At 45.2% G+C, this 15,386-nt stretch carries 8 protein-coding genes; 2 read left to right on the forward strand and 6 right to left on the reverse strand.

Annotated features, from left to right (window positions below):
• Positions 1–196: 196 nt before the first annotated feature.
• The 6 genes from ABDK00_RS10715 to ABDK00_RS10740 form a co-directional block, all read right to left on the reverse strand.
• Positions 197–2,263 (reverse strand): beta-L-arabinofuranosidase domain-containing protein, encoded by a 2,067-nt coding sequence (locus ABDK00_RS10715; RefSeq protein ID WP_346239200.1) that lies wholly within the window; start codon positions 2,261–2,263, stop codon positions 197–199.
• 30 nt (positions 2,264–2,293) lie between these two features.
• Complete coding sequence (locus ABDK00_RS10720; protein ID WP_346239201.1) at positions 2,294–4,138, reverse strand: glycoside hydrolase family 2 protein; 1,845 nt, start codon at positions 4,136–4,138, stop codon at positions 2,294–2,296.
• A 45-nt stretch (positions 4,139–4,183) separates the two neighbouring features.
• Positions 4,184–5,344: a sialidase family protein gene (locus ABDK00_RS10725; protein WP_346239202.1), complete on the reverse strand. Its 1,161-nt coding sequence runs from the start codon at positions 5,342–5,344 to the stop codon at positions 4,184–4,186.
• A gap of 45 nt (positions 5,345–5,389) precedes the next feature.
• The gene (locus ABDK00_RS10730; protein WP_346239203.1) at positions 5,390–6,103 is read right to left on the reverse strand and encodes a DUF3823 domain-containing protein; all 714 of its coding nucleotides are present in this window, start codon (positions 6,101–6,103) and stop codon (positions 5,390–5,392) included.
• Between the two features lie 65 nt (positions 6,104–6,168).
• Positions 6,169–8,058 (reverse strand): RagB/SusD family nutrient uptake outer membrane protein, encoded by a 1,890-nt coding sequence (locus tag ABDK00_RS10735; RefSeq protein ID WP_346239204.1) that lies wholly within the window; start codon positions 8,056–8,058, stop codon positions 6,169–6,171.
• A gap of 70 nt (positions 8,059–8,128) precedes the next feature.
• A complete protein-coding gene (locus ABDK00_RS10740; RefSeq protein WP_346239205.1) occupies positions 8,129–11,320 on the reverse strand; it encodes a TonB-dependent receptor in 3,192 nt (1,063 codons plus the stop codon).
• A 154-nt stretch (positions 11,321–11,474) separates the two neighbouring features.
• Here ABDK00_RS10740 and ABDK00_RS10745 point away from each other — a divergent pair, with 154 nt between their 5' ends.
• Both ABDK00_RS10745 and ABDK00_RS10750 read left to right on the forward strand, forming a co-directional pair.
• Positions 11,475–14,615 carry a ligand-binding sensor domain-containing protein gene (locus ABDK00_RS10745; protein WP_346239206.1) on the forward strand — a complete coding sequence of 1,047 codons (3,141 nt, stop codon included), beginning with the start codon at positions 11,475–11,477 and terminating at the stop codon, positions 14,613–14,615.
• Positions 14,605–15,381, forward strand: a complete 777-nt coding sequence (locus ABDK00_RS10750) for a response regulator (RefSeq protein WP_346239207.1) — start codon at positions 14,605–14,607, stop codon at positions 15,379–15,381. The genes ABDK00_RS10745 and ABDK00_RS10750 overlap by 11 nt, the downstream gene beginning before the upstream one ends.
• The last annotated feature ends 5 nt before the right edge of the window (positions 15,382–15,386 follow it).

Genomic DNA, 15,386 nt, shown 5'->3' on the forward strand with positions numbered 1-15,386 from the left:
CGAATGCCCGCCTGTACTTTCGGGCAGGGAACTTATCAGGTACAAAATTTTCATTCCCCTGTGCGATAAAGAAATTTTATAATGAACGTTTCATCGATTTAGGTTTTATTGCAGCTGCGCTGCGATTTAGTGAGGACTTTGAACGATTTGCGATTAGTTTGCTTTTTGCCATCTCATGTTTTTATTTTTTCCACCGCTATCTGACTACGGGGAAAGCGCTGATCCGCAAGCGCGCCGCGCCCATGGGAATCAGCTCAATCGTTTCTGTTTTACTATCTACCTTCACGGGACTTTGCGGCAAGGTGTCCGTCAATCCATATTGATCGACCTTCCATGATGGAATTTTCTTTCCCGTCGCCAGAAGCCTGATCGGCACGCCATCCTGTGTGAACGGAAAATCATTCGCCGGCCATGCACCTTTCACAATTTTAAAAAAAGTACTCGGATCTTCTTCATGATAATTCAATCCGTAGTTCCACGATGAAGCCGGCAATATTTCGTAAGAGGGCCATTTTTCAGCATCTGCATTGTCCTGCCATTTCGAATCGCCGATTGCCGATGCCTTGCTATCGGCCTTTTTGTACTGTTCTTTAATTTTCAATGAGTATGTTAAGGGCCCGCGGTTGACGCTGATACTGTTTTTATTTGCTGTCCAATATTGAACCTTCAATTCCATCGGCAATTCCAACTCTACGCGGTCGCCATTCTTCCATAACCGGTTTATTTTGATGTAAGACGATGGTTGCACCTCAAGGTTTATCGGCGTTCCATTTATTTTTATTTTCGCATCGCTACACCAGGCGGGAACGCGCAGGTAGAAAGGAAAGGTTACACTGTTGCTCATTGAAAATTCAAAAACGGTGTGTTCATCAAAAGGATAATGACCGCTTGATTCGACTGTCACTTCCCTACCGTTTCCTACGCGGGCTTTAACCTTCGCCTCGCCGTAGAGCACTGCGGCCAGTCCATTGTCTGGCGTAGCCATATAAACATGTTCCGCATAATAAGGCCAACCTTGCGCATGATTGTGCTGGCAACAGCGTGAACTAAAAGGGTTCATCATCAGAAACGGCCCGCGGTTGTCGATGCCGGGGTGATGGTTCTTGCTGTCGCTAATCGCCATGTTGGGACTGGTGATATAGCGCAGCGCTTTAAAGTCTGGCATCACCGCAGCCGGATAGGTGTTAAAAGCTACTTCTTCCGTATGGTCGGCCCAGAAAGGATCTCCTGTGATGCCTGCCAGTATTTCGTTGGAGGCCATTTGTTCCACTATGCCGCAGGTTTCCACGCCCTGCCGTGGATCAGTATAACCTTTGCGGGCGTTTTCGTCGGCTCCAAACATACCGCCAGGCACATGGCCAAAACGGTCGCGTATCAACCGGAATACATTGTAAGTTGCGGTAAGATCGGCTTCATTTCCTGATTGCAGGTAATAAGTCGCCGGCTCTCTGAAACACTGCGCGATATTGACATTATGCCAATTGGGAAGGCTTGTAGGCCGGCGCCAGTTGGCTGTGTTCCGATGCAGCTTTTCCGCCAGGTCTAACAACCAATCATTTCCTTTTGTACGGTTGTAAAGCCAGTAAACACTTAGTATATTATCGCCGCCCCTGCTATGCTCCCAATAGTCCTCCAGCAACATGCTATCGGGCAGCTTGTATTGCCAGCGAAAATATTTTTCCATGAAAGGCAGTACGCGCGGGTCTTCACTAAATTCATAATAAGACTGAAGGCACCACAGCATGATCATATTTCCCCACAAATCGGGCTTTCCACGTTTCAGAATCATCGGGCCGAAATAGCCATCTTCACGCTGGCTATTTAGCGCTGCGTTTAGCCAGATCTTTGATTCGTTAATTATTTTCGGATCCTTTAAAATATAACCCAGGTTGGCATACCCTTTTAGCCAGTAAGGTACTTCCTCCCAACCATGATCACCACTACCATCGGTGCTTAGCCAGGCGTTATCTTTTTTGGCCAGCCAGGCACTTATTTCCCCCAAATGCCCGGTAAGTCCATCCCGCTGTAGTTCGAGATACTTGTGCAGCCAGCCTTTAGGCTCGATAGAACCTACCGGCAGCTTCAACAAATACAAAGGTTGCAATGGTTTTCTACCCGATACATAGAATTGATTTTGCACAGTGCGATCGGGCCGCGCCACGTTGGTTACTTCCTGGATAGCCGGCTGCGCGGCACTATATGCTGAAAAAACAAATGCGCCCAGCAAACCACAAAACCATCCGACTTTTTTTATAGCATTCATCTGCGTATTGTTGTGCCTTCAGGCAGTGTTCTAATTAATCTTAACATCGTATAGCGCCTGGTGCAGGCTTTTCAATTCGCTCTCCGGCATTTTGACTATTTTCCTGTCGTAAGTTAAAATACCGTTGGTTTCCACTTCAACATCGGTTGTCTGCGTGTACACTGCCGCCGAAAGGCCTAACGGGATCAGCCTTTTCAAGTCGCCCATCATCCTGGTGTAGCGCTGCATCAGTTCCGTTTTATTTTTAAAGCTTTGATAGCCCCAGTTGTTTTTCTCCTGCCAGGTGTGGCCTTCAAGTGGCAGCCCCAAGCCACCGAATTCGCCCAAAACCAGCGCCTGATCGCTCTTACCAAAAATGGCAGGATCGGGCATGTTGGGATCTGGGTAGTTGTGAATATCAAGTATGTGGCCGGTATGAAAGAAGTTCCCGCCGCTCGCGCTATTGATCAAACGTGATGGATCATACTTCATGGTCCACTCGGTGATTTCTTTTGTTTTAAATTGGCCCCAAGCCTCGTTGAAGGGCACCCAAACCACGATGGAAGGGAAATTATGAGCCGCGTCCATAATCGCTTGCCATTCTTTGCGATAATAGCCTTCCGACGTTGCGCTTCTTTCTTTATCGCGGTTGTGGCCTGAGATCTGACCCGGGCGCATATCCCATCTGTTGCCACCCATGTCGCCACTTGGCATATCCTGCCACACCATGATCCCAACACTGTCGCAATAGTAATACCACCTGGCTGGCTCCAGCTTGATATGTTTGCGGATCATATTAAAACCCATTTCTTTTGTTTTCACAATATCAAACAAGAGAGCTTCATCTGTAGGTGCGGTAAATAATCCGTCCGGCCACCAGCCCTGATCCAGCGGGCCATATTGAAAAGTCATTTCATCGTTGAGCGCCAACCGATTGATTCCGGCCGCATCTTTCTTAAGGGAAGATTTTCTCATGGCAAAATAGCTTTCAGCATAGTCGATCTGCTTGGCGCCACGATATAAATACAACTTTAACTGATAAAGATGAGGATGCTCAGGAGACCATAATTTGGGGCTGGCAATAGAAATATCGCCCTCTACTCCACCGGACAAAGTTGCTTCCCCTATTTGTTTACCGCCATCAAAAGCCACAAATTTTACAACATCGCCGGCCTGCGCGCCCTGCAGTGTTGCTTGCAATTTCACGCGGCCGCCATCGACGTCAGGCGTATGTTTAGTTTGCACGATATATGTTGATGGCACAACCTCGGTCCAAACGGTCTGCCAGATCCCGGTAACCGGGGTGTACCAAATGCCTTCAGGGTTTTTCACCTGCTTGCCGCGCGGCTGAGGGCCGTCATCGGTGGGGTCCCAAACACGCAGTGCAATTTCCTGTTTCTTTCCTTTCTTTAATAACGAAGTAATATCAAAAGAAAACGGATCAAAGCCACCTTCGTGCCGGCCGGCTTTCTGACCGTTTACAAAAACATCGCATTGCCAATCCACCGCGCCGAAATGCAATAATACCCGGTCACTTTTGGGACGCGCGATTGAGGCAGTGGTTTTGTACCACAACAATTGATCTTTGCCCACGCGCTTGCCCACTCCCGACAATGCGGATTCTATCGCATAGGGTACCAGAATTTTTCCATCAAAATTTGTGGGCAGCTGTTGCTGAGACGAAGGCGTAATGGCGTACTCCCACAAACCATTGAGATTTTGCCAGGCCGCCCTTTTTAGCTGAGGACGCGGATATTCTGGCAAAGGCCTTGCCGGATCAATGTTTGCTGCCCATGGGGTCATAATTTTTCCTTCTACAGGTGTCCAGGATTGGGCAGTGGCCGTACTCAATGCACAAACAGCCGCCATCCCGATCATTACAATTTTCTTACGCATAATGATTTTTAATTATTATTTTAACTGCTACGATAATTTTTTTATTCATTCTTGTGATCCTAACTTTCCTTTAATCATCCAAACCTCCACCGAACCTTTACTGTAGGCATTGGTGCTGGTGAGCGCAACAATGGTATCATCTCCGAGGACAGCGATGCTATTCCATAGCCCGTTTTTATCCAAGGGTATTTGAAACGGCTCTGTAACACCTTCAAAATCCTGCGCCCTTTCGTTTCCCACGGCCACTTTCATTACGGCCTGCTGCAGAACATGCGCGGGGCGCCCTTCGGTGCCCTGATAGGACAAAATGGTTTCCCCTGTTGAAAGTTGCTTTATATAGGGCGCTCCTGCGTACACATTTTCGTTCAGGCTATCCTTTAGTGCATACTTCCGATCCTTGCTTGCCGCATCCACCGGCTCTTTCCAACCTTGCCGGAAGGTGTTGGAAATAGTATAGGGTTTAAAATTAGCAAAGCCGTTATCTTCAATGGCCACCACAATTCGCGGCTCATTTTTTAAAAGTAAAGGCACCGGCATACCGTCCCTTTTTCCCTTTCTGAAACTTATTATCTTCGGGTGCCGGCTCCATGAGCAGCCATTATCCTGAGACGATAACATCGATATATTTTGTTCATCAGAATGAAGATAAATGCCTTCATTAGCAAAAAACAGCTGGATGGTGCCGTCGGGCAGCTGGATAGCGCTGGGTTCCCAACAGCCGTTTTTAAATGCATGCCCGGCTTTATAAATTTCCCGGGCTTCACTCCAGGTGACGCCATCATCAAGGCTTGTCTTTACACGAATGGCAAAATGCCTTGACGGCGCTTCGATATAAGGCCGCGGATTGTACATTAATAACAGCGTCCCGTTCTTCAATGCGAGCAGATCAGGCACAGCCATGTTAATGCCTTCTTCCCGGGCCGCAACCTCTTTGGCTTTTTGCCAACTTGCGCCTTTATCTACACTTATTGTTTGCCAAATGGCGCCGCCCGATTCATAAACACACAAAAGGTTGCCGTTATCTAGTTCGATTAACCTCGCATAACCCGCGTAGTTGCTTCCTGCTACGGGAGCAGCCACTCTGTTCAATGTGTTTTTATCCCATTGGATCGTCTTACCGCCGGGGCGATCCACCTTTTGCACATGAGAAAATGACGATTGAGCAGCTAAGACAAAGCCACTCAATGCCAAAAGTAGTATACCCAATAAACGATTAGCGACGTTCCCCAATGATTTAATTGCTATTTACTTTTAAAACTCTAATTTTTGCAAGGGCGAAAAAATCATGTCTTCCACACCAGCAATTTTCAATCCTATGCGCGCAAAAACATAATTCTGTGTGGGAGCAATATCAGGAATCGTTGCCGATAAGCTAATATTATTCATGTTAGCGATGCTGCCGGCGGCAAGATCGGTTTTAGCGATATACTGCGTACCGTTACCTGAAACAAATTGTGTTTTATTGATGTATAAAGAAACACGCTCCACATTTTTTGCATTCGCATCGGTGATGACTTTCTCCAGGGAACAGGTAGCGGTAACAACCTTTGCTGCATTCGTAATTTGCGCATTACGGATCATATAATAAGGCGTGACCTCGATGTCCATGGTTTTGCTACCACTGATATTTACGGCGATAGTATCCACTGTTCCGCCGCTGTTTCTTCTCCAGTAAAACGGCCCCTGGTTGGGGGTGAACACCAGTTTATAATCGCCATTAAAGAGCAGGGAGGAAAAATCACCGTCTTGATCGATTGTTACATTGATAGAGCCATTTCTCCCAAAGCCGGGCTGCCAAAGTTCGAAGGTAACCTGGCCGTATTCCACATTGATGGGCTCTCCCTGATAAACGATTCTTCCTTTGAACTCTGAAGCGGGCGCATCATAATTGTCTTTTTCACAAGCATAAAAAGACGACATGATTCCTACTGCCAACAGTAGCTTCATAATATTTATCATTTTCATCTGCATTTTTTTTATTGTGTGAACAAACAGCAAAGGCGGCGCCTGCTGCATTCCTTTTTTTAAACCTATTGATTGGGTTGTCTGACAATTTTCGGATTGTTGGATCTGATGCCATCGTTAATTAAAGAATAATAATTGCCAAGGCGGAAACGATGGGCCTGGGAAACCCTGCTCGGCTTAACGACCCGGAAAACATATTTATTATGATTGGCATTGCCAGGGTTGTGATATTTATAGGCCCACAATCCGAATACCATGGTTTGTGGCTTAGTAGCGCTTCCTATATTCTGCGTTACTGTGGTTGTATTCATATTTTCACCATTCCAAACGAGATGGGCGATGCGCCATCTTTTTTTGTCCCATAGAATATGATCTTCAAAAGCCAGCTCAACTTTTCTTTCGTGAACGATGCGATCGAATGTAATTTGGCCAGCAGTTAAAGGTGTGGTCAAGCCTGCTCGCGCCCTTACCTGGTTCATATAGCCCGCGGCAACGCCTGGTTGATTCAGTTCGAAAGCCGCTTCGGCAGCATTCAATAAAACCTCGGCGTAGCGATAGCGAATCCACCAAACATCGCTCTGCGTTCCAATACGGCCGGAACCGATATTATTATCCATGTATTTCCTGATGAAAAAACCGGTTTGCGCGCCAAACTCGAGCGCATCAATGGGGCCGTCCTTACCAACTACCTGAACAGAGCCATTATTTCCCGGTAAAACATTCGACTTTATTTGTCCAAACTGATCGCCCGTCACAATGCTGTTGTTGGGAAGCAACCAGCCGGCCCAGATATCCGTAGTAACGCCTTTAAATTGTGTGCCCGGCAGCATGATGGTGCCTTCCAGCCGCGCATCCCTTCCGGCAAAAATATCTTTAATGTTCGTGTAATAAATATCGTTACCTGCTATATCAGTTGTAGCAAACGGCGCAAAAGTATTGTTGAGTAATTCAAACTCCTGAGCGAGATTGAGCGCGGGATTGGTTCTGCCTCCCTGCTGCTCCTCGGCGGAAGTGCGGGGTTGGTTTTGCAACGTAAACCCGTGAATACGATTTGTTTTCAACAAATAATCTTTTGCAAAAATCACTTCGGGGTTATTTGATTTATCGGTAAATAAGGAAGCAAAATTCTCCCATAGTACATCTTTCTTCTGATAGAGCGAATACCTTCCAGAAGTTATAATAGCTTGAGCGGCTGTCAGCGCTTTTTGATAATAATCATTCGCCATAGATGCCGGGATGCCCACTTCGCCGCCTGGCAAAGAAACCTGAGGCGTTGTTGCTCCGTATTTTGCAATAGAGCCTGCGTAGAGTGCAGCTCTGGCTTCTAACGCCAGCGCTGCGCCCCAGCTGGCGCGGGTTTGTGTTCCGGTAGTAGGTAATTTATCTTTGATCGCCTCCATCTCACTTATCACAAAATCGTAGATCTCATGTTCCTTTGCGCGGGCATGTTGCAGATAAGTAGGATCGCCGCTAAAATCGTAAGTCAGTTCTTCCAGAATCAGTGGTACGCCACCCATTTTCTTTACCAGGTCAAAATAAAGCGAAGCGCGCACAAACCGGGCCTCGGCTAAGAAACGCTCCCTGTCTGCTTCTTCAAGGGTGGTGGTTTCGGATCCTTTTGAAATAAACATATTGAGGTCTCTCACAAAACCATAATCCCATGACGACCACCAATCATAAGCCCAGTCGGTATTTTGAATGCGCCAATAGTCGCCAGCCGCCGACGGAAACGCTTCCTCAAAATTGGTGTATTCCCACCATCTGTCAATTCTTTGAAAATCGGGATAGCGGTCATAAAAGTCTGCCAGCACAGATAACACTAAATTATTATCTGTCCACACGTCGTCCGGATCGATCACGTCTGTCGGCTTCCTGTTTAGAAATTCCGAGTCCTTGGTGCATCCTATTTGAAAGGTTAGGATAAAAAAAGATAAGTATAATAAAAGCTTTTTCATTCGTAAATTTTTTATGTTTTTGGGCCCAGCCTGTCCCTGCTTCAAGACAGTGTTCCGTATCAGTTAAATTTTACAGCGAGAGGTTAAATCCGATGTTCACAAATTTATTTTGTGGATACTGCAGGCCGTTGTCATCTGCAATTTCAGGATCAATTTCATACTCTTTCAGGTTATCAATCGAGAACAAATTGTAGCCGTTGATATAAAACCTTGCACTCTGTACTTTTATTTTGGCTAATAGGTGTTTCGGAATATTATAACCCAATTCAATCGTCCTTGCACGCAAATATTTCACGTTGTGTAGCCAGAAAGTTGAGTTGCGGTTATAGTCGCTTCTCCAGCTTTCGTTAAAACTGATGGCAGGATATTTTCCCGGAATCCAGGCGCTATTCAAATCATAAAGGTCTGCCCGATGCCAGCGATCATCATAAATGGATTGACGTAGCGCACCGGTATTTTGATAAGGCCAGCGCATTTCCCAGTTTTGATTCCATGAGTATAAAGCGCCACCTGAAAAGTCCGCGTTCAAATCAAACCCTTTATAGCTGATGCCAATCTGAAAGCCATATTGAATGTTTGGCTGGCCCGTTGTGGTATAACCAATCGGACGCTCATCGTATCCGTTAATTACGCCGTCTCCATTCTGATCTTTGTAAATAAGCGATCCGGGCCGCAACGTCCTGTTGCCCTCATTATCAATATTAACCGGATGATTATTGATTTCATCGAAAGACTGGAACTGGCCTGTCACTTCATATCCCCAAAAAATGCTGGAATACCTGTTTTCAGCCGAGTTGCGGTATTGATCCCATGAATTAAAGAATAGCGGCTTGTAGGAACTCAAAAATTTGCTTCTTGAAATGGAAAGGTTACCTCCCACTTTATAATCTACCTGTCCAATTTTGTTGGTATACGTCAATGCCATTTCGCCACCGAAACGTGCATCGCTGTTCACGTTTTCCTGGGGCAATGCATAGCCGATCTCATTGGGTAATAAGATATCATATTTAGTTCCTAAGAGCCCGGTTCTTTTTCTGTAGAAGTAATCAAACACACCGGTCAGTTTATTATCAAACATGGCGAAATCAAGCCCCACGTCAGCGATCCGGCTTTCAAACCAGGACACATTGTCGATAATAATACCTGCGTTCCTAAGACGCGCAGAAGTAACCGCAACACCGTCGAGCACTGCAAGACCCACATTGTACTGATAGCCTCTTAGGTAGTCGAAAGGCCCGATACCAATATCATCATCACCCAAAATACCATAAGAACCTCTTAATTTCAAATCTGTTAAAACACGACTGTCGCCCATCATATTTTGGAAAAACCCTTCTCTTGAAATACGCCAGCCCGCAGAAACGGAAGGGAAATAACCAACACGTCTTGAAGGCGCAAACTTCCAGGAAGCATCTCTCCTTCCAGCAAAATCAACAAAATATTTTGAAGCGTAATTATATCCCAACTTCAATACATATCCTACGCGCGCCTGCTCTTCTTCGATATCCGCAAAATTCTGCCCATCCATGTCGAGCCATTGCAGCACGGGCAGATAGTTAATCTTCGGCACGGCATGCTGGAAAGTATAAGTGCGCTTTCTTTCGATACGTTCATTTACAAAAGTTCCTGAAACCGTGTGATCGCCGAAACTTCTGTTATAATCTAACTGAATCTGAGAAACGTTGTTAAAAATTTTCTCCAGCCTTCTTTCCCTGTAAGGATTGGAGCTGCCCACTTTCTTTTCGTAGATATCTGTATCTGGATGATAGGTATACACATCGTAAGTGTACTCGTGGCCGTTGATCACGTTGTCGGCCAGGTAGTAAGAATATTTTCCTTTTAAAGTAAGGCCTTTTACGCCAGGAATTTGGTATTCTGCATTAAAGTTGGTTTGCAACACGCGCCAGTCAGATCTCCAATAACCCGTAAGCGCTTTGGATTGCACCGCCCAGTTTTCCGTATTGTGCCCGATGTCATTGGGATAGAGCGGGTTATTGTTTGCATAAGCCAGTTCCATCGGGCGGTTTCTAAACAGCGCAAAGCGGGCTGCCCAGTAATCATCGCCGCCGGGAACACCGGGCTGGTCGCGGGTTTCAATACGCCCGTTGATTTGCAAACCTACTTTCAGGCGCTGCGAAATACGCGCATCTATATTACTTTGAAGGTTGGTTCTTTTAAACAGAAACTCACGATCCTTACCATAGACGCCGCGTTGATCTAAATGCGTGGCAGAAACATAATAGTTCACTTTTTCCGATCCGCCCGTGACGTTGGCATTCACCGAATAGAGCGGCGCATTTTTTGCGATGATTAAATCGCGCCAATCCTGGTTCCAATAGCCGTATTCTGTTCCAGCTTTCCATTTTTCCAGCTCTTCGGGCGTAATATCTGTCTTTCCATAAAAAGTCATTTCCGCATCGGCTTTTCCGACCATCCACTCATATGCGTTGGTGGTATGAGGAAAGCGCGACCAGTTTTGCCAACCCGTGTAACCACCGAGGTTAATCGTGCTGCGCTGTCCGTTTCTCCCTTTTTTTGTGGTAACAATAACGACCCCATTGGCAGCCCGGCTACCGTAAATGGAAGCGGCCGCATCTTTCAACACGGTGATCGTTTCGATATCATCAGGAGAAAGATTGTTGAATTGTCCGGCATCCTGTTGGATATCATCGATAATAAATAAGGGATTACCCATACCGCGAATCTGGATATTGGCGCTCGCGCCCGGGCGCCCATCGGCCATCCGAAAAGATACGCCCGGCATTTTACCTGCAAGCAGTGTGCTTACGGTGGAGCCGCCGTGCACACGCGCAATATCCTCGGCAGATACCGAGGCTACAGCGCTGGTCACATCCCCTTTTTTTCTATTACCAAATCCTACCACAATCACTTCGTTCAGATCAGAGATAGATTGCAGCATTTGCACATTGATAACCGTTTGGTTATTAACCTGTATGTTTTGATCTCCATAACCTACCGAAGTAAACGACAGTGTGCCATTCGCCGGTGCATTAATCGAATAGGTTCCGTCATCGCCGGTTGAGACGGCCGTCGTGCTTCCGGCAACAGTCACGCTGACGCCCGACAAGGGCTCTCCCTTATCATTGGTAACTTTACCCGTAACATTACTCTGAGCCATCGCGCCCGAATAGCAACAGCATAGTGCTATTAACAGGAGTATATTTTTAAAAAGTACTTTGGGCTTTAGCTTTGGAGCAGCATCATGCAGCATACCATTCCATGGCAATTGATCCAATTCCATATGACAATCGTTTATTTAATGTAAAAAGAAGTACCCGGCTAAATTAGGATGCACCAACATTTTGTTAACAATATTTTGTCTCATTCTTTCTACAAATTGTCTCAATTTATATATTCGCAGTAGGGCGGCCCCCTTATAAACGGGCGATATTTTTTTGCAACGATTTATCATCTTCATATTACTGCTGGTTTCAGGTCTTCCATCAAAGGCGCAGCAATATCATTTCAGGCATTATCAGGTTGAGGATGGACTATCCAACAATACGTCAATCTGTACCTTGCAGGACAGCAAAGGGTTTCTTTGGTTTGGAACAAAGGATGGCCTGAACCGATTTGACGGATATACTTTTAAAGTGTTCAGGCATAATCCAGCAGACCCTTCGAGCATTGGCAATAATTCGATCTGGCGCTTGTACGAAGATGAAGAAGGAATGATTTGGGTGGGAACAGAAAGAGGATTGTATCAATACAATCCGTCGTCGGAGAAATTCACCCTGCTTGACCGAAATCTGCGCAATGAAATCAGCGGTATCACGACGGATAAGAACGGAAGGCTTTGGTTTCTCGCGGGATTTAAACTTTATAGCTATTCAAAGCAAGAAGCGAAACTGGTGAAATACGACCAGCTCCCCCTTCTTCATTTTTGCACCGCCCTTAACCGCACTGAAAATGGAGAAATTTGGATCGGCACGATCGACGGCAACATCCTTCGTTACAATGAAACGTATAAAACCTTCTCCTCCTTCTCTGTCTTCATGCATTCCAGCCCTTCCTCATCGAGTTGGATTGAAAAGATATACGACTCTGGCCAGGGGTTTCTTTTTATCGGTACGTCTAACCAGGGCGTTAAAAAGTTCGATTTAAATACACACGCATACACCGACCTCTTGACTTATAACGAAGACAAAACAGATATTTATGCAAGAGACTTCATCCGGCGGAACCGGGATGAATATTGGATCGCCACAGAGAAAGGTATTTATATTTATGATTCAAAAAAGAACCAGTTCAACCACCTCGTTAAAAACCCTTTAAACCCTTATGCCCTTTCTGATAATGCGGTCTATGCGTTTGCAAAAGATAAAGAAGGCGGCATCTGGGCCTGTACCTATTTTGGGGGCATCAACTATTATCCCAAGCACAAAATTGAATTTGAAAAATTCTTCTATACTCCCGGCGAACATACTTTAAAAGGCAACGCAGTTAGAGAAATTACGCAAGACAAATATCACACGATCTGGATTGGAACAGAGGACGCCGGCCTTCATGCATTCGACACGAAAACCTTGCGGTTTGTAAATTATCATCCCAAAGACGGCCACAGCAAACTAGCGCACACTAATATACACGGCTTGATGGCAGACGACGACCAGCTTTGGATTGGCACCTTCGAACACGGCCTGGATATTATGGACATTAAAAAGCGCCAAGTGATCAAACATTACGCTTATGGCACGGGAGCCTTTGACCTGAAAAGCAATTTCATTCATTCCATCTACAAAACGAATGCCGGTAAAATATTTGTGGGCACCTCGAATGGGTTATATCTCTACAGCCGAAGCAACGATCATTTTATTCCGCTACAATTTCTCCCGCCCAACACCTTCTTTTCTGCACTAACCGAAGACCAGCGTGGAAATCTATGGATCGGGACTTTCAAAAACGGCGTCTATTTCTACAATCCCGATCGGGCTGTGTATGGACACCTGAAAATAAACCTCGCCGGCAGCGACCGGCTTAGTGAAAACCGGGTCACTAACTTGTATGTCGATAGCAAACAACAATTGCTTGTTTCAACTGAAGACGGATTATTTAAAATTAATCTTGCAAGCCTGTCTGCAAAAATATATACTACCGCCACTGGGTTGCCCGGAAATCATATTTACAGCGCCATCGAAGATCGGGAGCACTTTCTTTGGGTCACGACATCAAAAGGGCTCGTTCGACTGAATCCGACCAAACAAACACCCAATATTTATACCCAGTCGAGCGGCCTGCTGAGCGACCAATTCAATTATGCCTCAGGCTTTAGAGATGCAGACAATTTTCTATATTTCGGTAGTGCTAAGGGCTTAATTCGCTTTAATCCCATTGAACCAGCTAAGGCATCCAGCAAGGCGCCTCCGCTCTATATTACCAATTTTCAAATCAATAACAAGGATGTTGAAATTGATGAGGACGGGCCTTTAACATCCTCAATATTAAAGATGGAGCAGCTCATTCTAAAGTATACTCAATCTTCTATAAGCCTTGATTTTGCTGCCTTAAATTTCTCTTCGCCCCAAACAATTAAATATGCATACAAACTGGAAGGCCTGGATGAGGACTGGAATTATCTAAAATCAAACCGACGTATCTATTTCACCAATTTGTCGCCCGGAAACTATCAATTCGTTGTCAAATCCACCGATAATAATGGCAACTGGTCGCCCAATGAGAAAGCGCTTTCTATTAAAATATTGCCCCCGTGGTGGCTTTCGCGTTGGGCCTATCTTTCCTATGCTCTTTTAGCGATTTTGGTGATCTATATGGCGATCATATTCTATCACAATCGTCAGCTCGATAAGCAACAGCGACGGATGGAAGCTTTTGAACGATCGAAAGAAAAAGAAATGTACGAATCTAAAATTGACTTTTTCACCCATATTGCTCACGAAATAAAAACGCCGTTGACGCTGATTAAAGCTCCGATGGAAAAATTGATCAAACAGCTGGTTTTATCTAAACAACATGAAAAATATCTGTTGGTCATGAATAAAAATACAGACCGCCTTATTGATCTTACCCATCAGCTACTCGATTTCAGGCGCGTAGAAGCGGGTGCGTTTACTATCAATCTTGAAAAGAAAGATGTCAACGCCTTAGTGAAAGCGATTTGGGCCAATTTTCAGCCTTTGGCCGAAAGCAAAAACGTCAGGCTTATTTTAAAAGAAGCGCAGGTGTTTTTTTGCAGAATCGATGAGGAAGCGACCATTAAAATTATTAATAACCTATTAGATAACGCTATCAAATACGGCCAAAGCCTGATCATCACAAGCCTGACTCATGATGAAGATGGATTTGTGAAAATTACCATTAGCAGCAACGGACCTCTAATCGCCGACGAAATGAAAGAAAAAATCTTCCAGCCGTTTTTCCGGTCGAGGCAAACTAATAAAATCACGGGGACGGGAATAGGCCTGCCTCTCGCCCGATCCCTGGCGGAATTGCAGGGAGGATCGCTGTATGTGGCAGTTGACGATAACTTAAATAACTTTATACTAAAACTACCGATCGATACAAAATATGATGGATAACCATAACGAAAAACCGGCCCTATTGCTCGTTGACGACAACGAAGACATATTAGAGTTCCTGACGGATGACCTGGGAGAAAAATATGACACCTTCACCGCCAAGAACGGCACGGAAGCGCTGACTATGCTCGCCAACGAAGTCGTGCATCTAATTATTAGCGACGTCATGATGCCGGAAATAGATGGATTTGAGCTTTGCGAAAAAATAAAGTCTGACTTTGAGCTGAGTCATATTCCGATTATATTGTTGACAGCGAAAAACACATTGCAATCTAAAATACAAGGACTGCATCACGGGGCTGACGCGTATATCGAAAAGCCTTTCTCCCCTGAACACCTGGCCGCGCAGGTAGCCAGTCTTTTAAGCAACAGAAATAAACTGAAAGAGTATTTCGCCAACTCACCACTGGCGCATATCAAAACAATGGCCCATACGAAAACGGATGAAGAGTTTCTTGAAAAATTAAATCATTGCATTATTGAAAATATTGCTAACGACCAATTAGACGTTGAGCATTTGGCGCAGGCGATGAACATGAGCCGGCCCACCCTTTACCGTAAAGTGAAATCCATATCAGACCTTTCTCCTAACGAGATGATCAATATTTCACGTTTAAAAAAAGCAGTAGAATTAATGAACACAAACGTCATCCCATTGGGAGAAATTGCCGAAAAGGTGGGATATCACTCGCTGACCCAGTTTGGCCGAAATTTCCAGAAACAATTCAAAATAACGCCTTCTGAATATCAGCAGCAACTTAAATGATATTG

Source organism: Niabella insulisoli (assembly GCF_039652435.2).
In the GTDB taxonomy this organism is placed as follows: Bacteria; Bacteroidota; Bacteroidia; order Chitinophagales; family Chitinophagaceae; genus Niabella; species Niabella insulamsoli.

Coding starts and splice junctions, on each gene's coding strand:
- ABDK00_RS10720 (WP_346239201.1), bottom strand. CDS start 4,138: ATGCGTAAGAAAATTGTAATGATCGGGATGGCGGCTGTTTGTGCATTG.
- ABDK00_RS10735 (WP_346239204.1), bottom strand. CDS start 8,058: ATGAAAAAGCTTTTATTATACTTATCTTTTTTTATCCTAACCTTTCAA.
- ABDK00_RS10730 (WP_346239203.1), bottom strand. CDS start 6,103: ATGAAAATGATAAATATTATGAAGCTACTGTTGGCAGTAGGAATCATG.
- ABDK00_RS10740 (WP_346239205.1), bottom strand. CDS start 11,320: ATGGAATTGGATCAATTGCCATGGAATGGTATGCTGCATGATGCTGCT.
- ABDK00_RS10715 (WP_346239200.1), bottom strand. CDS start 2,263: ATGAATGCTATAAAAAAAGTCGGATGGTTTTGTGGTTTGCTGGGCGCA.
- ABDK00_RS10750 (WP_346239207.1), top strand. CDS start 14,605: ATGATGGATAACCATAACGAAAAACCGGCCCTATTGCTCGTTGACGAC.